20 protein-coding genes and 3 pseudogenes are annotated in these 18,102 nt (G+C 61.6%); 10 read left to right on the top strand and 13 right to left on the bottom strand.

Features of this window, described 5'->3' with window-relative positions:
• Window positions 1-6: 6 nt before the first annotated feature.
• The 3 genes from JQ604_RS05240 to JQ604_RS05250 all read right to left on the bottom strand — a co-directional run bounded on the left by JQ604_RS05240 (window position 7) and on the right by JQ604_RS05250 (window position 1,356).
• Entirely contained in the window at window positions 7-171 is a 165-nt protein-coding gene (locus JQ604_RS05240; RefSeq protein WP_212353981.1) for a hypothetical protein, read from the bottom strand.
• Window positions 172-235: 64 nt separating this feature from the next.
• Window positions 236-553, bottom strand: coding sequence for a 2Fe-2S iron-sulfur cluster-binding protein (locus JQ604_RS05245; protein WP_212353983.1), 318 nt, complete (start codon window positions 551-553; stop codon window positions 236-238).
• Between the two features lie 116 nt (window positions 554-669).
• Entirely contained in the window at window positions 670-1,356 is a 687-nt protein-coding gene (locus tag JQ604_RS05250) for a 4-carboxy-4-hydroxy-2-oxoadipate aldolase/oxaloacetate decarboxylase (protein WP_212353985.1), read from the bottom strand.
• Between the two features lie 177 nt (window positions 1,357-1,533).
• Between JQ604_RS05250 and JQ604_RS05255 the strand changes: the two genes are divergently transcribed.
• Together JQ604_RS05255 and JQ604_RS05260 are read left to right on the top strand one after the other, a co-directional pair.
• Window positions 1,534-2,715 (top strand): cytochrome P450, encoded by a 1,182-nt coding sequence (locus tag JQ604_RS05255; protein ID WP_212353987.1) that lies wholly within the window; start codon window positions 1,534-1,536, stop codon window positions 2,713-2,715.
• Between the two features lie 22 nt (window positions 2,716-2,737).
• Window positions 2,738-3,757: an amidohydrolase family protein gene (locus JQ604_RS05260; RefSeq protein ID WP_212353989.1), complete on the top strand. Its 1,020-nt coding sequence runs from the start codon at window positions 2,738-2,740 to the stop codon at window positions 3,755-3,757.
• Here the strand turns inward: JQ604_RS05260 and JQ604_RS05265 are convergent.
• From JQ604_RS05265 to JQ604_RS05275, 3 genes are all read right to left on the bottom strand, one after another.
• A complete protein-coding gene (locus JQ604_RS05265; RefSeq protein ID WP_212353991.1) occupies window positions 3,752-4,390 on the bottom strand; it encodes a TetR/AcrR family transcriptional regulator in 639 nt (212 codons plus the stop codon). The two genes, JQ604_RS05260 and JQ604_RS05265, sit on opposite strands and share 6 nt — an antisense overlap.
• An 85-nt stretch (window positions 4,391-4,475) precedes the next feature.
• Window positions 4,476-4,835: a DoxX family protein gene (locus JQ604_RS05270; RefSeq protein WP_249158038.1), complete on the bottom strand. Its 360-nt coding sequence runs from the start codon at window positions 4,833-4,835 to the stop codon at window positions 4,476-4,478.
• Window positions 4,836-4,843: 8 nt separating this feature from the next.
• On the bottom strand, window positions 4,844-5,770 hold the full coding sequence (locus tag JQ604_RS05275; RefSeq protein ID WP_212353993.1) for an ABC transporter substrate-binding protein: 927 nt from the start codon (window positions 5,768-5,770) through the stop codon (window positions 4,844-4,846).
• A 172-nt stretch (window positions 5,771-5,942) separates the two neighbouring features.
• Here JQ604_RS05275 and JQ604_RS05280 point away from each other — a divergent pair.
• The 4 genes and pseudogenes from JQ604_RS05280 to JQ604_RS05290 form a co-directional block, all read left to right on the top strand.
• A pseudogene (locus tag JQ604_RS05280) lies at window positions 5,943-6,510 on the top strand (tetrahydrofolate dehydrogenase/cyclohydrolase catalytic domain-containing protein); the annotation flags it as partial.
• Window positions 6,510-6,767: pseudogene (locus JQ604_RS42095) on the top strand (fumarylacetoacetate hydrolase family protein); the annotation flags it as partial. The pseudogenes JQ604_RS05280 and JQ604_RS42095, both read left to right, overlap by 1 nt.
• Before the next feature lie 333 nt (window positions 6,768-7,100).
• Window positions 7,101-7,239, top strand: a pseudogene (locus JQ604_RS42100) (transposase); the annotation flags it as partial.
• Window positions 7,240-7,367: 128 nt separating this feature from the next.
• On the top strand, window positions 7,368-8,324 hold the full coding sequence (locus tag JQ604_RS05290) for a hypothetical protein (RefSeq protein ID WP_212353995.1): 957 nt from the start codon (window positions 7,368-7,370) through the stop codon (window positions 8,322-8,324).
• 226 nt (window positions 8,325-8,550) lie between these two features.
• Here the strand turns inward: JQ604_RS05290 and JQ604_RS05295 are convergent, their stop codons facing one another.
• Entirely contained in the window at window positions 8,551-9,687 is a 1,137-nt protein-coding gene (locus JQ604_RS05295) for a site-specific integrase (RefSeq protein ID WP_212353997.1), read from the bottom strand.
• A gap of 134 nt (window positions 9,688-9,821) precedes the next feature.
• Here JQ604_RS05295 and dusA point away from each other — a divergent pair, with 134 nt between their 5' ends.
• On the top strand, window positions 9,822-10,832 hold the full coding sequence (gene dusA, locus JQ604_RS05300) for a tRNA dihydrouridine(20/20a) synthase DusA (protein WP_212353999.1): 1,011 nt from the start codon (window positions 9,822-9,824) through the stop codon (window positions 10,830-10,832).
• 6 nt (window positions 10,833-10,838) lie between these two features.
• Here the strand turns inward: dusA and JQ604_RS05305 are convergent, their stop codons facing one another.
• The 4 genes from JQ604_RS05305 to JQ604_RS05320 all read right to left on the bottom strand — a co-directional run bounded on the left by JQ604_RS05305 (window position 10,839) and on the right by JQ604_RS05320 (window position 14,361).
• Entirely contained in the window at window positions 10,839-11,378 is a 540-nt protein-coding gene (locus JQ604_RS05305) for a TIGR02281 family clan AA aspartic protease (RefSeq protein WP_212354001.1), read from the bottom strand.
• A gap of 28 nt (window positions 11,379-11,406) precedes the next feature.
• Entirely contained in the window at window positions 11,407-11,610 is a 204-nt protein-coding gene (locus JQ604_RS05310) for a DUF1289 domain-containing protein (RefSeq protein ID WP_212354003.1), read from the bottom strand.
• Window positions 11,611-11,691: 81 nt separating this feature from the next.
• On the bottom strand, window positions 11,692-13,290 hold the full coding sequence (locus JQ604_RS05315) for a sensor histidine kinase (RefSeq protein ID WP_212354005.1): 1,599 nt from the start codon (window positions 13,288-13,290) through the stop codon (window positions 11,692-11,694).
• Between the two features lie 198 nt (window positions 13,291-13,488).
• Complete coding sequence (locus JQ604_RS05320) at window positions 13,489-14,361, bottom strand: NAD(P)-dependent oxidoreductase (RefSeq protein ID WP_212354006.1); 873 nt, start codon at window positions 14,359-14,361, stop codon at window positions 13,489-13,491.
• A gap of 212 nt (window positions 14,362-14,573) precedes the next feature.
• On the opposite strand from JQ604_RS05320, the gene JQ604_RS05325 reads away from it, so the two are divergent.
• From JQ604_RS05325 to JQ604_RS05335, 3 genes are all read left to right on the top strand, one after another.
• Entirely contained in the window at window positions 14,574-15,011 is a 438-nt protein-coding gene (locus JQ604_RS05325) for a VOC family protein (protein ID WP_433996227.1), read from the top strand.
• Between the two features lie 111 nt (window positions 15,012-15,122).
• Window positions 15,123-16,256 (top strand): Mrp/NBP35 family ATP-binding protein, encoded by a 1,134-nt coding sequence (locus JQ604_RS05330; protein ID WP_212354010.1) that lies wholly within the window; start codon window positions 15,123-15,125, stop codon window positions 16,254-16,256.
• Between the two features lie 175 nt (window positions 16,257-16,431).
• Entirely contained in the window at window positions 16,432-16,665 is a 234-nt protein-coding gene (locus JQ604_RS05335) for a hypothetical protein (protein ID WP_212354012.1), read from the top strand.
• Window positions 16,666-17,678: 1,013 nt separating this feature from the next.
• Here JQ604_RS05335 and JQ604_RS05340 read toward each other — a convergent pair.
• Window positions 17,679-17,894, bottom strand: coding sequence for a hypothetical protein (locus tag JQ604_RS05340; RefSeq protein WP_249158040.1), 216 nt, complete (start codon window positions 17,892-17,894; stop codon window positions 17,679-17,681).
• Window positions 17,895-17,899: 5 nt separating this feature from the next.
• Window positions 17,900-18,091, bottom strand: coding sequence for a hypothetical protein (locus JQ604_RS05345; protein ID WP_249158087.1), 192 nt, complete (start codon window positions 18,089-18,091; stop codon window positions 17,900-17,902).
• Window positions 18,092-18,102 lie beyond the last annotated feature (11 nt).

Genomic DNA, 18,102 nt, shown 5'->3' on the forward strand with positions numbered 1-18,102 from the left:
GCCACGCTATCCTTCCAGGCCTGCACTTCGTCCCGCCAATTTGAACTCCGGGGTAATGACGGGGAAGGTGTAGGGGCCGAGGTTCGAGCCGCGCAGCAGTTTGACCGGACCGCCGACTTCGTCGAGAATCGACTGCAGACTCTTGGGTGGTGCGTTGTGCGAGATTGCCATGATGTCTCCTCCTTGGATTATGTTGATTGTTTTGAAGTTGCTGCCCGCCAGCCGGTGGGCCGCTTTACGTTTCGGGCACGATCTCCACGGAGACCGTGCCCATCTCGGCCGTCACGACGAGCTGACACGACAGGCGCGAATTGTCCCGCCGATGGTCCAATGCATCGAGCAGGTCGTTTTCCTCATCCGAAATCGGCGGCAGAAGATCGGGTCTTTCGATTTCCACATAGACATGGCAGGTCGCGCAGCAGCGGCATCCGCCGCAAAGCGCTGCCAGTTCGACGACCCCTGCGTTACGGATGTTTTCCATGATGGAGATGCCGATGGTGGCTTCAAGTTGCTGGCGCTTTCCGCTCGGCGTCGTAACCAGGAGGCTGGGCATTCTTCAACTCACTCCCTGTCGGGCAATGTCACTCGGCTGTGCGAGGCGGTTGTCCGTTGCGGATTCAAAGCCTTGAGGATCGTCGCCGGATACGCGAATCGTGCATCGTCGAAGGATCAAAGATCCTTCGCGTCGACATATCGCAGCCCCTTCTGCTTCAGCCGTTCGCGCATGTTGTTGATGTCGAGGCCGAGCTCGCCCGCGGCGTAACGCCGGCGCAGCGCTTCCTCCTTCTCCTCGCGGGCGCGCGCCTTGGCGAGCACGCCGGCGGCCTCCGAACGGGAGACGATGCAGACCCCGTCGTCATCGGCCAGGACCACGTCGCCGGGACTGACGCGTGCTCCGGCACACAGGATCGGCACCTGCACGTTGGCGATGGTCTCCTTGACCGTGCCCTGGGCCGAGATGGTTTTCGACCAGACCGGGAACTTCATTTCGGCGAGCCGCGCTACATCCCGCACGCCGGCATCGATCACGATGCCGGCGACGCCGCGCGCGGCGAGCGCTGTTGCCAACAGGTCGCCGATGTATCCGTCGTCGCAAGGCGAGGTCGGCGTGACGACGAGCACGTCGCCGGGCCGCGCTAGCTCGACTGCGACATGGATCATCCAGTTGTCGCCAGGGGCGACTTCACAGGTGAGGGCGCTGCCGGCCACGCGCGCGCCGCTCCAGACCGGGCGCATATGGCTCGCCAGCAGTCCTTTGCGTCCCTGCGCTTCGTGCACCGTCGCAACACCGAGTGCGCCGAGACCGTTGACGACATCGACATCCGCGCGGGGCGCGTTCGTCACCACAAGCATCATTCCCCTCCCTGCGAGCACATTGTCGATCGTCGCCCTCACGCTTGGCCATTCGCGCCTGCGGAGGTTGACAAGCGATGTGCTCTTAGATACCGAATAGTATCTAGAAACTAAAAAGTATGTCAATCGATGAATTGCGCTCCCGATGAAATCCGGAAGCGCTCATCAGGGGAGGGTGCGATGACTGCCGATGCGCTGACTGGTGAAAATCTGTTTCGTGATCCCTATCCCGTCTACGCACGGCTTCGGAAAGAGGCGCCGGTGTGTCTGTTTCCGGAGACCGGCGAATGGTTCGTGACGCGCTGGGCCGATTGCCAGACCATTGGAATGAAAGACGCCATCTTCGGACCGTCGGACAGTTCAGGCCGGCCCGAGGCTCGGGTGATGGGCATGCCGAACGTGCTGAGCATGACGGGCGACGAGCACAAATGTCTGCGCGTGGGGATCGACGAGAACCTCACTGCCGAGAAGGTCGACAGCTACGTCGATCGCCTCGCGCGACCGGTCGCCCGGCGCTTTGTCGATGAGTTCAAGAGGCGCGGCTCGGGAGACCTCACGGCCGAATTGTTCGAGCCGATCAGCGTTCGCGTGATCGGCGACTTAGTCGGGCTTATCGATGTCGACGTCGAAGCGCTGACGCGTTGGTTCCACTCTCTCAATGGCGGACTCCAGCGGCCAAACGATCCGGAGGCCTGGGCGGCCTGCGAGCGGGCCCGTTCGGAGATCGATGCCGCAATGGGGCCGATCATCGAGCGCGTCACGGCGCGCCCCGATCAAACGCTGACATCGCATGTGGTGCACGGCGGCATGGGCGACGGCAAGGTGCGCAGTTTCGAGGAGATCATGCCGACCATGCGGGTCATCCTGCTCGGCGGCTTGCAGGAGCCCGGGCATGGCGCGGCCAACGCAGCGCTCGGACTGTTGCAGAACCCGGAGCAAGCCGTAGCCGTCGCTGCCGATCCGGAAGGGCTCTCGCTGCGTGCCTATGACGAAGGTTTGCGGTGGATCGCCCCGATCGGCGTGACGCCGCGGCAGGCGTCGGAGGACTTCGAGCTCGCCGGCACCGTGATTCCCAAGGGCGCCTCGGTCGCGATCGTGATGGCGTCCGCCAATCGCGACGAGGCCCGGTTCGAGAATGCGGACGCCTTCGATCTCAACCGCAAGCGCAAGCCGCACGCCTCCTTCGGGTACCGGCCGCATTTCTGTTCGGGCCACTATCTAAGCCGCCAGATCGGCAGGATATCGCTTGAGGAGGCCTTCCGCTCGCTCCACGATCTGAAGCTCGATCCCGACCGGGAGGTGGTGACGAAGGGCTGGCGCTTCCGGGGCGTCCTGCATCTGCCGGCACGGTGGAGCGCATGACGCAGTCAAGGGCCGAAGAACGATGATCATCGATTGCCACGGACACTACACGACCGAGCCCCGGTCTCATCACGCGTTCCGCGAGGCGCAGATCGCGTTCGCCGCGGGAAGCGGGTCGAAGCCGTCCTATCCGCAGATATCGGACGACGAGATCAGCGAGACGATCGCGGCCAATCAGCTTCGCCTACTGCGCGAGCGCGGTGCCGACATGACGATCTTCTCGCCGCGCGCTGCCGGCATGGGCCATCATATCGGCGACGAGGCGATCAGCAGGACCTGGTCGCGGCATGCCAACGATCTGATCGCGCGCATCGTCGGTATGTTTCCGGAGAATTTCGTCGGGGTCTGCCAGCTGCCGCAATCGCAGGGCGTGCCGATCGCGCAATCGATCGAGGAACTGCGGCGCTGCGTGACCGAGCTGGGCATGGTCGGCTGCAATCTCAACCCGGATCCCTCGGGCGGACATTGGACCGCGCCGCCGCTCACCGCCAGATCCTGGTATCCATTCTACGAGGCCATGGTCGAACTCGACGTTCCGGCGATGATCCACGTCTCGGGCTCGTGCAATGCGTGCTTCCATACCACGGGCGCGCACTATCTGAATGCCGATACGACAGCGTTCATGCAGCTGCTGCAGGGCGATCTGTTCAAGGATTTTCCAAGCCTGCGCTTCATCATCCCGCACGGAGGCGGTGCCGTTCCCTATCACTGGGGGCGATTTCGCGGATTGGCGATGATGCTGGGCAAGCCTGCGCTCGCCGAGCATCTGATGAAGAACATCTTCTTCGATACCTGCGTCTATCATCAGGCCGGCATCGATCTGCTGTTCGAGGTCATTCCCGCCGACAACATCCTGTTTGGATCGGAGATGTTCGGCGCCGTCAAAGGGCTGGATCCGGAAACCGGGTTTCCCTTCGACCATACCAAGCGCTATATCGACAGCTTGGAGCTGTCTCAGGACGACCGAGCGAAGGTTTTTGAAGGAAATGCGCGCCGAGTGTACCCCGGACTTGATGCGCTGCTGAAGCGACGGGGACTATGACCGGGTCGAGCCCGGTCGCTTTCCATAGGCATCATACATTGCCATGAGCGCGGTCTTTACCAGGTCTCTCACCGAGGGGCCGCGCGTGAAGCTCGCAGCGGCACCGTAGGTGAGCTCGAAGACGATGCCACCGAGCGTTTCCGCGTCAGCGGGTGCGGCGCCCTTCGGAAACATCCCGACCAAGATTTCGCCCAGGCCCTTCCACTGTTTCTCGAACAGATGGGCGTGACGCTTTCCGAAGGTCAAATCCTTCTTCGCGCGTCGGAATAGATCCAGTGCGAGCATGCCCCAGCTCGGATCCTTGGCCCGCGATCCGGCCCAGTCGCTGATGATCTCGATCATCTTCCGCGGGTCTTGCACGTCCTTCAGCAGTCCGGTTATCTCGCCGACGTCCGCAACCGAGTGTGTTTCCAGGAGCTCAAGGAAGATCTCCTCCTTGCTTTCGAAGTTCGAATAGAATGCTCCCTTGCTGAAGCCGGCTTCCTCGGCGATCCGATCGATCGAGGCGCCTTCATAGCCCTCTCGCGCCATGACCTCGTATGCCGACGCCAGCAGCTTCTCCCTGGTTAACGCCCGGCTTTCTTCGCGGCTCAGTCGCTTGGGAACGGATCTTTTTTTCTGCGCTACGACCATCTCTTCTCTTCTTTTGTCTCGGTCATATTTAGTCCGGATCGCCGACGTGACCGCGGTCAAACCCGCTGCGGCAAGTGCCAGGGTGCTACCTTAGAACGGACAGTATGCAAGCAGATGCCCAGAAAATCATATATTCCGGTCCCTGCTTCTGCCAGCGCCAGTTCAGCCCGTTGATCCTCACGACGGCATAGCTGGCGCCGACCAAGACCAGCACGGCAAGCCCGGCGGCTATTTTTTCGAAAATGCCGGTCACAAGCCCGATGCCGGCAAGCACTTCGCACGCGACTGTCAAGATAACGAACACGCGTCCAGGTCGCAGCCCGACCTTCTCAAAGGTCGGCGCGGCCCGTTCCATATTGCGCAGTTTTCCGATGATGTGAGGCAAGAACCAAACGCCGCAGAGAACCCGAAGCGTCGTGAGAGCGTCGAATTGAAACTCCATCATGCCGAGCCTCACTGAGTCCAAAGGCCGTCGAGGTACTGCCGATCGAGCGCCAGGTTGGCTTTGTCTCGATCGGCAGCCCCTAGAAGGCCTGCTTTGATCATAAGATCGACCGTAGTCTTGAAGGCCGACTTCGGTATTTCCAGGTGTGCAGGGAACAGGGCCTTTTCGCGCATATAGGCGAGCGCACGCCGCGAATAGGCTTCGCTTGATTTCGTGATTTCGGCGAGTATCGGAAGTACGAGTTCGTCGCGCGATTCGTCGTAGACTTCGGCCGTAGCCTCCGCCAGAGCCGTTAATAGCTTACGGACGCTCTCGCGGTTTTGCTTTAGCCAATCATCGGCGCCGATCATCGCAGTGAACGCAATCTCTGGGATCACATCCGTGACCTCGCCAAGATTGGAATAGCCGGCGTCGATTGCCACAAAATTCAGAGGAACTGGCTGAACCGCAGCATCGATCCGACCGTCTTGCAATGCCTGCCAGCGCTCGGGATGCACGCCCACCACCGCAAACTCATAGTCGCCCGGGTACTTGAGGCCGTGCCGCGCCAGCATCTCCATCGTATAAATCGCGGTGCCTTCCATCATCGACGAAGTACCGAGAACACAGCCCCGCAAGTCCTCGATCTTCTTGATGCGCGAGTGTGCGACCAGCGTCATCGGCAACCTGTTCGCGTTGCCGGCTACAATTCGCAGCCTCCCTCCCGCGATTGCGTTGGCGATCGCGCCCTCAGGAGGGGTGATCGCCAAATCGGCTTCAGAGTTCTTGATGGCCGCGGTCGCTTTGTCCACGGTGCCCATCCGCTTCAGGGAAACCTTCAATCCGTGGCGCATGAAGATCCCCGATTGCTCCGCGACGAAGACTGGGAGCCAATTGAAGCCCAATGCGCCACCGGCGAGCGTCAATTCCGTCATCTTGGGCGTGATCGCATCCATTTCTGCTCCTCCCGTCGCTGCGGCGCCTGCCAAACCGGCTTGTTCGGCTCCTCAGCCGGACACGTCGGCGCTCTTGACTACTGTTGATTTACAGATACTGATCGGTATTTCAAGTCAAATCGGTATGTCAATGGTCGCAGGGAACGAGCGCTAACGGCGCCGCTATGAGAACATGAGCGCCAGTATCATCGACGGAAGGAGCATTGCCGCGGAGCTACGCGGCCGCGCTGCCGACGAGGTCGCCCGCGTCAAACGCGAGCACAATCTGATACCAGGGCTCGCGGTGGTCCTGGTCGGCAACGACCCCGCCAGCGAGGTCTACGCCCGTTCGAAGCACACTCAGACCCAAGCGGTCGGTATGACCTCGTTCGAGCGCAAACTGCCGGCCGGGGGTCTCGCAAACCGAGCTGCTGGCCCTGATCGCAAAGCTCAATCGCGATCCCGCCGTGCATGGCATCCTGGTGCAGCTGCCGCTGCCGAAGGGCCTCAACACAGAAGCCGTCATTAACGCCATCGATCCCGCCAAGGACGTCGATGGCCTGCATCCGTACAATGCCGGCCGGCTCGCCGGCGGCTTCGAGGCGCTGTCGCCCTGCACGCCGCTCGGTTGCATCATCCTGTCCAAGAGCGTGCATGCCTCGCTCGAGGGCATGAATGCCATCGTCATCGGCCGTTCCAACCTGGTCGGCCGTCCGCTTGGACGCATATTGCCGGCTATTCGATCTACAACGACGTCAGCGTGCGTGATTGGCAGCGCCACGCTCAACAGATCGCGTCTGGCAAGAATTTCGTCGGCACCGGCCCGTTCGGGCCTTGGCTAGTCACTCCGGATGACATCGGCGATCCGACCAACCTCAAGATCGAGACCAGGGTCAACGGAGCAGTGATGCAGTCGGCCGAAACCTCCATGCTGATCTTTCCGGTTCCGCGGCTGATCGAGTACTGTTCGACAATCTTCGAACTCGTGCCGGGTGACGTCATCGTTACCGGCACGCCGGCTGGAGTGGGTTTCACGCGCAAACCGCCGATTTTCCTGAAGCCGGGGACATTGTTGAGGTGGAGGTCGAGAAAATCGGCATGCTCAGAAACAGCGTCGTCGACGAGTGACACGCAGCCCCTGCTGACATTGCAGACCGGGGAGGCGGGCGCCGGCACTTGGTACCTGGATGAAATATTTGGGTTGCCGCGGAAGGGCGGCTCTACCTTTGAGAATGAAGCGAAGGTGTGCTTCGATGGCGACGCAGGGTCGCTCGAGCGGAGAAATCTTGTCGGCAAGCATCGACAGTGCTTCCTGGTGGCTTGCGTTGTCGCGTCGAGACACCTTGGCAAGACCGCGATCAGCGCCTTCAACAAGTGGCTGAAGGCGTTCTGTGAACGCAAGCTGAAGGAGCCGTTTTCCTTATCTGATCCTAGACGCCCGCCACGAGCGCGTCAGGGAAGATGGCATCGCCATCCAGAAAGGTGTACTTCAAACTGAGATTATGCAAATCAGCCAAGACGAAGACCAAATCCGCACCTCTCATACCCTGGAAATGGACGCGGATAAGCGCGATGCCCCTGATCATCCAAACGAGCCATCAAGTGCCAGGCGGGAGCGATGAGCCGAAAAAGAAAGAAAGCCAACAAGCCAAAAAAAACGTTTGCAGGCTCATTGGTCGCGCGACCACCCACTCCCCAACCCGAGCCGAGGGTATGTCCTTGGCTTGTGACCTCGAAAACCGACACCACAGCGTTTAGCAGGCTCTACGGTGTGGCGAGGCACTATGCGGGTGCCAGCGACCGTTGGTGCGAGGTCCAACCCGGCGAGTTGCAGTTTCATTTTTCGGAATCCGATCCGGCGCGCGCCTTTGCTCGTTTCTGTCTAAAAAAAGGGTTGGATATTTCTCTCCGCGATAAGCGGAAGTCGGGAGAGTTGGAGGACCTGGATGCGTTGCGAGGTGAGATAAAGCAGCCGAGAGATGCAGCCCTGATGATGAAGGGCTTCCCGGAGAAGCGAACGTTTCCGATGCGTCTCGAACTGGCGGGGAATTACGCCGATGACGCAGTGGATTTCCTTCACCGGTATCGAGTCACTTTTTATTCGCAAGAGGTTGATTATCAGGGCATCAAGAGCAGGCGGGCCAAAGCCTACGTCGATTTGCGGATGGCGCTGGAAGCCCTGCTGAAGGCAATCCTCTGTTTGCGCTCTCCCTATTCGTTGGCGGGCAAGCCCCTCGTCGACAGCATTCGCCGATACTCTCATGACATCGATCGGCTCAGAAAAGCTGCCTTTAGAGGGGTTAAGCTGAATGAGGGGCAGGCGACGGCAATAGCCAAATGCAACATCGCTCCGGTTGATCTTCGGTACCAGTTTGACGCGATGAATTTTCGCGTTCCGAATGACCAAAACTACTACGACACGATCGGATCGAGCGCTTGGCTCAAGACGATCGAGGGGTTTGTTCAAGCAGGTCTGAAGAGGCTTCGGGCGGCCTTGGGCAGGCGATCCAAGATCGTGACAGGTAAGGTCGCGATACAGGAACTAAAGCGTCCATCGGACTACCCATCAGCATGAAAAGTGCGTCACTCGCCATCAGTGATTCCTGGCCAACAAAATTTCCAACAAAGTGTCCATCTCCATTCATAGTCGATGTGTGAGCGCCTACTGCTCGCAAAATAAGTCTTGCAGAAGCGGAATTCGTTAGGATTCGGTTTACTTTCAGACTGGTCGCCTACTTGTTTGGGCACTTCGCCCGCTTCAATATCGACTGCCCACCGCCCGCATTACCCCGTCGTTGGATCTAACCACCCGGTCGCCAAATCCCGGTAGGGACGTGCTTCGGCGAAGCGCGGACAGAACTGCTAGGGCTGGTCAGCACTGACAACCACTTCCATCGCGCATACTTGTCGCCGGTCTGACGCAAGTGTGTATAGCGCTTGAGACTCGACCAAGAACGATGCCCCGACACTGCAGCCACTTGAGGAATGTTGCGACCTATCTCAAATAGTCTTGAAATACCATCGTGACGAAGATCATGCAGATGCAAGTCGATGATCTCGAGGAATTGGCATGCGCGCGTGAAATTTGTTCCAATAGTGTCGCCGCAATAGGGAAAGATTTCTTCGCGGCTCTTGGGCATGGAGAGAATGATCTGAAGCGCTTCCTGCGGTAGATCGCACCATACGTCATTCCCGATCTTCTCTCCGGGATTCTTCATATCCCGGATCAAAACACGGCTTCCTTCCGCGTCGAGGTTCTTCCACGATATCCGCGTAATCTCCTCGAGGCGACGCGTTGAAAATATCGCGAAACCAATGATCTTCTGCATCGGAATGGACGATGGTCGGCGCTTCAGCCGTTCGCCGAAATATTCGAGGATCTTGTCGAGCTCTTCGAGGGACGGACGTCGATCGCGCTCGCGGCTCTTACCTGCAATACCGAGACGCCTCGCCACTACGAAGGCGTCCTTCATTGCGGTCTGATCAAGCGGGTATGACCATGCCGGCTTGGCCACGGCAAAGACTGCCCCCAAATGTGAAAGGTAGTTACCGACCGTTGACGGAGCGACGTTGACTATCAGTTCATTTGCAAGCGCTACGACATCAGTGCTCGTGATTTCCGAACACCTCTTATTCCCTATGTCGTAGTTCTTGATGGCTCGCAGAACCTGCGCCTTGGTCCGCCCAATCTTCTTTATGGATTCATCTGTGTACCGGTCGATAACTCCAGCTAGAGTGGGGTCTGGCGCTTCGAGACGTTCTAGGGCGCCGGGTTTGGCAAGTTCCTTTTCCCGTTTTTCGAGCCAAGCTGAGGCTGCCTGTCGCCGATCGAACGTTCGATTTTCCCGATGCACGATCTTGCCAGCTCGCTTGATAAGGAGCTGGGCTTGATATCCTGTAGAGCCATCACTTCGTTTGCGTTGGACGACCGTTCCCATCTTGGATGCCTCGTTTTCGGTACTGCATGGGCGTCTTCGGTACTGCACTGCAGTACCATAGGTACCAAAATGGATGAAAATGGCCAAAAAACGAGTTGAAAAGAAAAATTCAGAAGTGTCTATAAGTTGCTGATATGACCGAAAAAACTGCGAATATCTACGATGCTCCTTTCTCCGTCGCCCCGATGATGGACTGGACCGATCGGCATTGCCGGGTGTTCCACCGTCTCATGACGCGGCGGGCGCTGCTTTATACGGAGATGCTGACGACCGGCGCCATCATCCATGGCGATCGGGCGCGGTTGCTTGGCTTTGATGTGAGCGAGCATCCCCTGGCGCTGCAGCTCGGCGGGTCCGATCCGCGCGATCTCGCGACCGCCGCTCGGATCGGCGAGGACTTTGGTTATGACGAGATCAATCTCAATGTCGGCTGTCCGTCCGATCGGGTGAAGGATGGCCGCTTCGGCGCGTGCCTGATGGCGGAGCCCGCGCTCGTGGCTGACGGTGTCGCGGCGATGAAGCGCGCGGTGAAGATTCCCGTCACCGTGAAATGCCGCATCGGCATCGACGATCAGGATCCCGAGGTCGCGCTCGATACGCTGGCGCATGGTGTGGTCGCGGCCGGCGCCGATGCCTTGATCGTGCATGCGCGCAAGGCCTGGTTGAACGGGTTGTCGCCGAAGGAGAACCGCGACATCCCGCCGCTCGATTACGACCGCGTCTATCGGCTGAAGGCCGCGTTGCCGCACGTTCCTGTCGTCATCAATGGCGGCATTGCGAGCGTGGCCGAGGCAAAGGCGCATCTTGCGCATGTCGATGGCGTGATGCTCGGACGCGCGGCCTACCAGGAGCCGTGGCGGCTGCTTGCGGTCGATCCTGAGTTCTTCGGCGAAGCGGCGCCGCAGGCGACGATGAAGGACGTATTCGCCGCGATGATGCCTTACATCGAGGCGCAGCTGGCGCGGGGCACGCGGCTGCATGCGATGACGCGGCACTTCGTCGGTGCGTTCCACGGCGTGCCCGGCGCGCGCGCGTTCCGCAGGCATCTGGCGGAGAATGGCGTCAAGGCTGACGCCGGCGTCAATGTGCTGCGCGACGCGATCGCGCTGGTCGACGATCGCGCGCTCGCGACTATGGCGGCTTAGCGCGATCTACTTGGCGCGGCGATCCGCGAGCTCCGGATAGCCGTTCAGGGTCAGCTTGTCGGCCCGCACGCCCCAGCTTTCCAGGCGGTCGAGGAAGCTCATACCGAGCAGATTGGCCCTCATCTGGCCGCGCTGCACGACCAGCGCAGGCACCGATTTCTCAACGAGCTTGCCGACCGCGAGGCGGTCGAGCGTCAGCCGCGCCGCCTTGGTGTGACCGCCGGCGGTTTCCAGATCGACATTATATTCGAGCATGTCGGTCGGCAGGCCGATTGCTTTCGCGGTTTCCCAGGTCAGCACGACGGAGGTCGCGCCGGTGTCGATCACCATCGGCGCGCTGACGCCGTTGATCTTGGCGCGGAAGGCGAACTCGCCTCCATGGCCGCGCGCGATCTCGACCGCAGGGGGAGGGGCGAGGCTACCGCGGTGACCGAGGAAATGCGAGACGTGGTTCTTGGCGCGCGCGATCTGCGCGGGATCGCCATAGGCCACGACCGCGCCGGCGGTCGCCACCAGCATCAGCAGGACGAGGACGATGCGGCTCATTGCGCGCCCTCCCATGCAGCACGGTCGTTCAGGCGCGCCTGGGACGCGGCTCCATGCGCGGCAAACCGGCCTCCGTCATGCGCGCGGGCAGCAGCGCCATCACGTCCAGCCTTTCCGCGCGGTCCATCTTGTGCCAGCGCGCGATCTCCGGAAGCGTGCGGCCGCATCCGAAGCAGAGCTTGGTCTTGGGATCCATCATGCAGACTGCGATACACGGCGTGTCTTGGCTCATTCTGGAAGTGTTGAACGTTTTCGGCCGCTTCTGCAAGCCGCTCAGGGCGCGGTGAATGCATCGCGCCCTGATCCTTCTGGATCATTCCCGTAGTCCGGTGCCTGCGCCCATGATCGATCGGCGCACGCGCTTCCTGTCGTCGGTCTCGGTGGTCTCCGGCTGCAGCGGCGGCGCCTCTTCCGACATCGGCGCCAGCGCGCTCATCACGCGCTCCGGCGGGAAGGTGACGATCACCTCGGTGCCGATGCGCAGCTTGGATTTCAGCGTGAACGTGCCGCCATGCATGTCGATCAGGCTTTTCGCGATCGGCAGGCCGAGGCCGGCGCCTTGCTCGGCCGACTTGATCGAGTTGGAGCCCTGGCCGAACGAAGCCAGCACGATCGGGATCTCGTCCTCGGCGATGCCAGACCCGGTGTCCTTGACGCTGAGATACTGCCCGCCGGACGCGGTCCAGCCGACCTTGAGCCAGATCTCGCCGCCTTGCGGGGTGAACTTGATCGAGTTCGACAGCAGATTGAGCACGACCTGACGCACCGCGCGCTCATCGCCCCAGATCCGCGGCATGCCCTGCTCGAACACCTCGTGGATGGTGATGCCGCGGCTCGAGGCGCGCAGCTTCAAGAGATGATGGCAATCGGCGACGACATGCACCAGCGCGACCGCTTCCTCGTTCAACTCGTAGCGGCCGGCCTCGATGCGCGAGAGGTCGAGGATCTCGTTGATCAGGTTGAGCAGGTGCACGCCGGAATTATGGATGTCGGCGGAATATTCCTTGTAGACGGCGACCGCATGCGCGCCGAAAATCTCGCTCTTCATCACCTCGGAGAAACCGAGGATGGCGTTGAGCGGCGTGCGCAGCTCGTGGCTCATCTGGGCGAGGAAGCGCGACTTGGCGACGTTGGCGGACTCAGCGCGGTGCCGCGCCTCGTCCGAGATCGCCTTGGCCTGCTCGAGCTCGCCGATCAGCGCGTCCTTCTCGGCGCGCGCTTCGAGTGTCGCAAGCGTCGTCGAATGCAGACGATGGGCGAGCAGGGCGAAATAGCCCTCGGCGGCGAGCGCCAGGAGCGCCATCACGTAATTGTCGAAGGTGCCGTTCAGCGCCAGATCCACCGCGATCGCGACCGTCACCGGAACCGTCGCCGCGAGTGCTGCGATCGGCAGGCTCGCCGCCAGCATGCTGGAGACCGCGATCACCAGCAGCATCAGGAACATCATCAGCGTGTTGGAGGCGAGGTCGCGGCCGGCCGGGTGGATCAGGATCGCGGTCCAGCACAGGCCGTAGAGCAGATCGAGCAACACGAAGCGCGTGCGCCATTTCTTCGTCGCCGGCAGCGAGGCGGGCTCGCCGAGGAACCGCGCGCAGGAGCGGATGATCGCAGCATGGATGCAGAGCATGCCGACGGTCCAGGCGCCGGCGATCAGCGGCTGCATCCACAGACCGAACAGCACGCCGGTGGCGACCACCAGCAGCATCACGACATAGGAGGCGGAGAGCCGGGTCTGGGCATATTGGCGCAGCAGTTCGGCGTCGAAGGCGGGGCGGGTTCCACTCGTTGACGTTAACCGATCCCGCGCCTCACGCACCCGCTGCGCCGCGACGCGCCGATTGTTCACCGGCGCGGTGGGCTGAGGTCCGGCCGGAAGTTGCACAACTTCAGGCTTTTCTGCGGGATTACTCATAAACAACACAAACCCTGCCCACGAACCGCGCGGGCTTTTGCATTGTCTATCTGTGCCGCCAAATCCTTAAGCGATGACTTAAAGAGCTAAAGAATCCCGTTAACGCGAGGTTAAATTAACTTTTGCTCTCACCCCGCGATCCGCCTTCGCCCGAAGGCGGGCTTCGGCGAGACGAGGCGGGGTGAGAGCGGGACACGATTACCGCGACAGCCGGGCCAACAGGCTCGACGTATCCCAGCGCTTGCCGCCCATCTTCTCGACCTCGGCATAGAACTGGTCGACCAGGGCGGTGACCGGCAGGTTGGCGCCGTTGCGGCGGGCTTCGGCGAGCGAGATCGAGAGGTCCTTGCGCATCCATTCGACCGCGAAGCCGAAATCGTACTTGCCCTCGTTCATAGTCTTGTAGCGGTTCTCCATCTGCCAGGACTGCGCTGCGCCCTTGGAGATGGTCTCGATCACGGCTGGTACGTCGAGACCGCTCTTCTTGGCGAAGTGGATGCCCTCGGAGAGACCCTGCACCAGGCCCGCGATGCAGATCTGGTTGACCATCTTGGTCAGCTGGCCGGATCCAGCGGGCCCGAGCAGCTTGCACATCCGCGCATAGGCGCCTGATATGATCGGCTCGGCGCCGGCATAGGCATCATCAGCGCCGCCGCACATCACAGTGAGCACGCCGTTCTCGGCGCCGGCCTGGCCGCCGGAGACGGGGGCATCGACGAATTTGAAGCCGGCCTTGGTGGCGGCCGCGTCGAGCTCGCGGGCGACCTCGGCAGAGGCGGTGGTGTGGTCGACGAAGGTCGCGCCCTTCTTCATGCCGGCGAATGCGCCATCGGGGCCGATCGTGACCGCGCGAAGGTCGTTGTCATTGCCGACGCAGCACATCACGAAGTCCTGGCCCTCGGCGGCCGCCTTCGGGGTCGCCGCGGTCTTGCCGCCGAACTTGTCGGCCCATTCCTTCGCCTTCGCCGCGGTCCGGTTGTAGACGGTGATCTCATGGCCGCCCTTTTTCACGAGGTGTCCCGCCATCGGGAAACCCATCACGCCGAGACCGAGAAAAGCGACTTTAGCCATGTGTGCTACCTTGTTTTTTTGCCCTGGAAATTGGCTCGATTTGCCTTTGGAGCCGCGCCGGCCACGTTTGCCGCAGTCCGGGTGTTCCCGCGGAGGGAGGCCGCACCATACCCCCTGCGCAGGTAAGGGCAACGCCTTCGTTGGGTGGCAGGGACGCGTTTTGTGCTAGGCTGACGCACCTTAAGAACCACACAAAAATGGGAGTGTCTCGCATGGGCGTGAGCGTGGGTGTGCTCGATCATTTCAACATCCGGACCCGGAATCTTGGCGACACCGTCCGCTTCTACGAGGACATTCTGGGCCTGGAAAAAGGCCCGCGGCCGAATTTCGCCTTCCCCGGCGCCTGGATGTACAGCGAGGGCAAGGCGGTGGTGCATCTGGTCGATATTTCCAGGACTGATGAGGCGCAGAAGCCCGATTCCGGCGTGGTCCATCACGTCGCCTTTGCCAGCCAGGGCTTTGCCGGGATGAAGAGCCGGCTGCAGTCCAAGGGCATGGAATTCGACTCCCGCCAGGTTCCGGGCGGCGACCTCTGGCAGATCTTCGTCAACGACCCCAACGGGGTCATGATCGAGCTGAATTACGAGGCCGCCAAGGAGGAGGGCGGGGCGGCCCCGGCCGAACGGCGGGATGACGTCGGAGCGAGGTAGAATTCTGCGCTGCAACGTTCTAATGGGTCGCATCGGGGCATGATCCGGAAAAGTGTGAAGCGGTTTTCCGACCAGATCATGCCCACTTGAAACGTCCCAGGAGATGCGGTCGTGAGCGTGACGCAGCAACAGGTCCTCGAATGCCTTGCCAAGGTGATGTCGCCCCGCGGCGTCGCCTTGACCAACGCCAATGTGCTGTCGCCGATCACGGTCTCCGACGGCAAGGTGTTTTTCTCGATCAATGTCGATGCCGCGGAAGCCCGCGCCTGGGAAAGCGTGCGCGCGCAGGCCGAGACCGCCGTGCGCGCCATTCCCGGCGTCAGCGCCGCGATGATCGCACTCACCGCCGAACGCAAGGCTGGGCAGAGCGCACCCCCGCCGCCGCGTCCGGCCGGCGGCGTCCAGCCGGCCTCCGCCCATCGTCATCCGCAGCCGCCCGGTGGCGCCTCGCCGATGGCCCGGCAGGCCGACATCCCCGGCATCGCTGCCGTGATCGCCGTGGCCTCCGGCAAGGGCGGGGTCGGCAAATCGACCACCGCGCTCAACCTCGCGCTGGGTCTGCGCGACCTCGGCCTGCGCGTCGGGCTCCTTGACGCTGATATCTACGGCCCGTCGGTGCCGCGGCTGACCGGTATCCGCCAGAAGCCGGAACTGAATCACGACAAGAAGATGATTCCTCTCGCCCGCTTCGGGCTTGCGATCATGTCGATCGGCTTCCTGGTCGAGGAGGACACCGCGATGATCTGGCGCGGGCCGATGGTGATGTCGGCGATCACCCAGATGCTGCGTGACGTCGCCTGGGGCACGCTCGACGTGCTCGTGGTCGACATGCCGCCCGGTACCGGCGATGCCCAGCTGACTCTCGCGCAGAACGTGCCGCTGAAGGGCGCGGTGATCATCTCGACCCCGCAGGATCTCTCGCTGATCGACGCGCGGCGCGGACTTGCGATGTTCAAGAAGGTCAACGTGCCCGTGCTCGGCATCGTCGAGAACATGAGCTATTTCCAATGCCCGGAATGTGGCACACGCTCGGACATCTTCGGCCACGGTGGCGCCCGCCACGAGGCCGAGCGGCTCGGCGTGCCGTTCCTCGGCGAGATTCCGCTGCACATGGCGATCCGCTCGAGCTCGGATGCGGGTAACCCTGTGGTTGAAAGCGAGCCGGACGGCCCGCATGCCGCGATCTACCGCGAGATCGGTGCCAAAGTCCGCGAGCAACTCAAGGGCGCGATCGCGGCCGCCTGAGCGGTGCGCATCCCGTCGCGCGCGGACCGAAGCGCGGGACTGCTTCTGTTTCACGAAATTGCGCTCTGGACGATTGCCGGATCGCGTCCAGCCTGTATGCTTGGGCCGGCAGAGCTGAACAGGATCGCCCTGATTCTGCAGGCGAGGTAAGAGAGGCCTTACGGCAGCAATCGACATGGCACGCGCACCCGATTTCAAGAGAGCCCCCAAGCACATCACCAAGGACGAACGCGCCGTGGCCGCCAAACAGGCGGTCGCGCTGGCGAAGAAAATGGGGTCGCTGGGCGAGGCCGCAGAGACGATCGCCAAGCAGTATGGCGTGAGCCCGACCACGGCGCGGAGCTGGATCCGGCGCGGCCTGTACATGGCCAAGGTGGCCAAGGCAGCCAAGGACGCGGGGAAGCGCTGATTGGCGCTCTCGCGGCACAATCCAGCCGTCGTCCTGACGCAAGTCAGGACCCATAACCACCGAGTTTGGTTGTGAAGGGGATAGTGGCCCCAGCGGTGCGCCGCAATTCGCATTCGGGGTAATGGGTCCTGGCGTTCGCCAGGACGACGAATGTGTGGTGGGCAGCAATTGCAACAACTCGCAGGTCCACCTTCTCGCAACACAATACCGGTGTCATCACCCGCGCATGCGGGTGATGATACCGGTGTCATCACCCGCGCATGCGGGTGATCCAGTATTCCAGAGACCGTTGTGATTGAGCCGATGGGCCGCGGCGTACTGGGTCGCACGGTCCACGTGCGCAATTGCGCACAGGCCGGGCGATGACACTGAGCGTGAGGACACAGCTTCGCATTCTCGCGACATGATTTGTCCGAGGTTTCCATCTCGTTCCGCCCTCTCTCTAAATTGAGGGCGCAGGGAAAGCCGGGCGCTCACTTGCACCCGAGGTCTCGTGCGCAATGAGTAGAAGTTGCGCACACGAGCATACAGGTGCAGCCGAGACAGCCCGACTTCCCCTGCGCGATGGCTTTACGGCTTATACGTGCTCGCCCTGGTGAGACTCTGCTTTTGTGCCACCATCGTCAGCGACAGGCGTTAGCCTGTTCGCTTGCTTACCACCAACATCGGGGCGGCAGGCCCACACGACTTCGCCGTACGCCTTGCGCACACACGTCAATTGCACGCTCAGCGTCCACCGCATCTCCCCCACGTCCGTGACGTTCGCGAACGCCCCTCGTGTCGGGTGAGATGGGCAATTGTTAGCATATTCAGAAGTTCGCGTAAAGTAAAATATTTTCGCTCCGAGGCCTTGCGCCGTCGGGCAAATCAGCAGTCTAATGTCAGCGGGAGCGCCGTAGGTCCGTAGCCCGCATCAGCGATGTCGTTCCGCTCATCAGGGCCGGGCGACTGGTGCTAAGGCGGCCTCGGAACGATGCAGGATTTGTCCGAAGTGAGGCGGCTCCGTGTCGCGGCTATGATGGAGGCGCCTTTACCTTTGCTTCATCCCGAGTGAGGGCGGCCAGCCTGTCCAACTGGCTCGCCAGGCCCGTAAAGCTCCGCGCAATGTTCTTCAGCATGAACTCGCGATCCTTGGTAGCGCCGTGGGCTCGAGCGAGGCTTTTGTAGTGCTCGGCGAGTTCCTGGCACTGTGCGGCAGTCATTACCGCGCCGCCCGGCATGATGGCCATCGGGCTTACCGTGCTGATTTCGGAACGGGCGAGACCGCCCGAAAACCGAGGCGTGCAGCGTTCTCGGCGAGGCGAGCCTTGCGAATGAGATCGTCGCGTTGAACACCCGGCGGAGTGCCGCGAGCTTCTTTGCGTAGACGCTGAGCCTCCTCCAAGAGATGACTGTCCGTGGCGGCGATCTGATCAAACTTCTGCACGATGCTACTTC

This window comes from Bradyrhizobium jicamae, from assembly GCF_018130695.1.
In the GTDB taxonomy this organism is placed as follows: Bacteria; Pseudomonadota; Alphaproteobacteria; order Rhizobiales; family Xanthobacteraceae; genus Bradyrhizobium; species Bradyrhizobium jicamae_B.

What these genes read in the sequence shown, in the direction of transcription:
- JQ604_RS05240 (WP_212353981.1), bottom strand. Translation starts at nt 171, where the DNA reads ATGGCAATCTCGCACAACGCACCACCCAAGAGTCTGCAGTCGATTCTC.
- JQ604_RS05245 (WP_212353983.1), bottom strand. Translation starts at nt 553, where the DNA reads ATGCCCAGCCTCCTGGTTACGACGCCGAGCGGAAAGCGCCAGCAACTT.
- JQ604_RS05250 (WP_212353985.1), bottom strand. Translation starts at nt 1,356, where the DNA reads ATGATGCTTGTGGTGACGAACGCGCCCCGCGCGGATGTCGATGTCGTC.
- JQ604_RS05255 (WP_212353987.1), top strand. Translation starts at nt 1,534, where the DNA reads ATGACTGCCGATGCGCTGACTGGTGAAAATCTGTTTCGTGATCCCTAT.
- JQ604_RS05260 (WP_212353989.1), top strand. Translation starts at nt 2,738, where the DNA reads ATGATCATCGATTGCCACGGACACTACACGACCGAGCCCCGGTCTCAT.
- JQ604_RS05265 (WP_212353991.1), bottom strand. Translation starts at nt 4,390, where the DNA reads ATGGTCGTAGCGCAGAAAAAAAGATCCGTTCCCAAGCGACTGAGCCGC.
- JQ604_RS05270 (WP_249158038.1), bottom strand. Translation starts at nt 4,835, where the DNA reads ATGATGGAGTTTCAATTCGACGCTCTCACGACGCTTCGGGTTCTCTGC.
- JQ604_RS05275 (WP_212353993.1), bottom strand. Translation starts at nt 5,770, where the DNA reads ATGGATGCGATCACGCCCAAGATGACGGAATTGACGCTCGCCGGTGGC.
- JQ604_RS05290 (WP_212353995.1), top strand. Translation starts at nt 7,368, where the DNA reads ATGAGCCGAAAAAGAAAGAAAGCCAACAAGCCAAAAAAAACGTTTGCA.
- JQ604_RS05295 (WP_212353997.1), bottom strand. Translation starts at nt 9,687, where the DNA reads ATGGGAACGGTCGTCCAACGCAAACGAAGTGATGGCTCTACAGGATAT.
- dusA (WP_212353999.1), top strand. Translation starts at nt 9,822, where the DNA reads ATGACCGAAAAAACTGCGAATATCTACGATGCTCCTTTCTCCGTCGCC.
- JQ604_RS05305 (WP_212354001.1), bottom strand. Translation starts at nt 11,378, where the DNA reads ATGAGCCGCATCGTCCTCGTCCTGCTGATGCTGGTGGCGACCGCCGGC.
- JQ604_RS05310 (WP_212354003.1), bottom strand. Translation starts at nt 11,610, where the DNA reads ATGAGCCAAGACACGCCGTGTATCGCAGTCTGCATGATGGATCCCAAG.
- JQ604_RS05315 (WP_212354005.1), bottom strand. Translation starts at nt 13,290, where the DNA reads ATGAGTAATCCCGCAGAAAAGCCTGAAGTTGTGCAACTTCCGGCCGGA.
- JQ604_RS05320 (WP_212354006.1), bottom strand. Translation starts at nt 14,361, where the DNA reads ATGGCTAAAGTCGCTTTTCTCGGTCTCGGCGTGATGGGTTTCCCGATG.
- JQ604_RS05325 (WP_433996227.1), top strand. Translation starts at nt 14,574, where the DNA reads ATGGGCGTGAGCGTGGGTGTGCTCGATCATTTCAACATCCGGACCCGG.
- JQ604_RS05335 (WP_212354012.1), top strand. Translation starts at nt 16,432, where the DNA reads ATGGCACGCGCACCCGATTTCAAGAGAGCCCCCAAGCACATCACCAAG.
- JQ604_RS05340 (WP_249158040.1), bottom strand. Translation starts at nt 17,894, where the DNA reads ATGGCCATCATGCCGGGCGGCGCGGTAATGACTGCCGCACAGTGCCAG.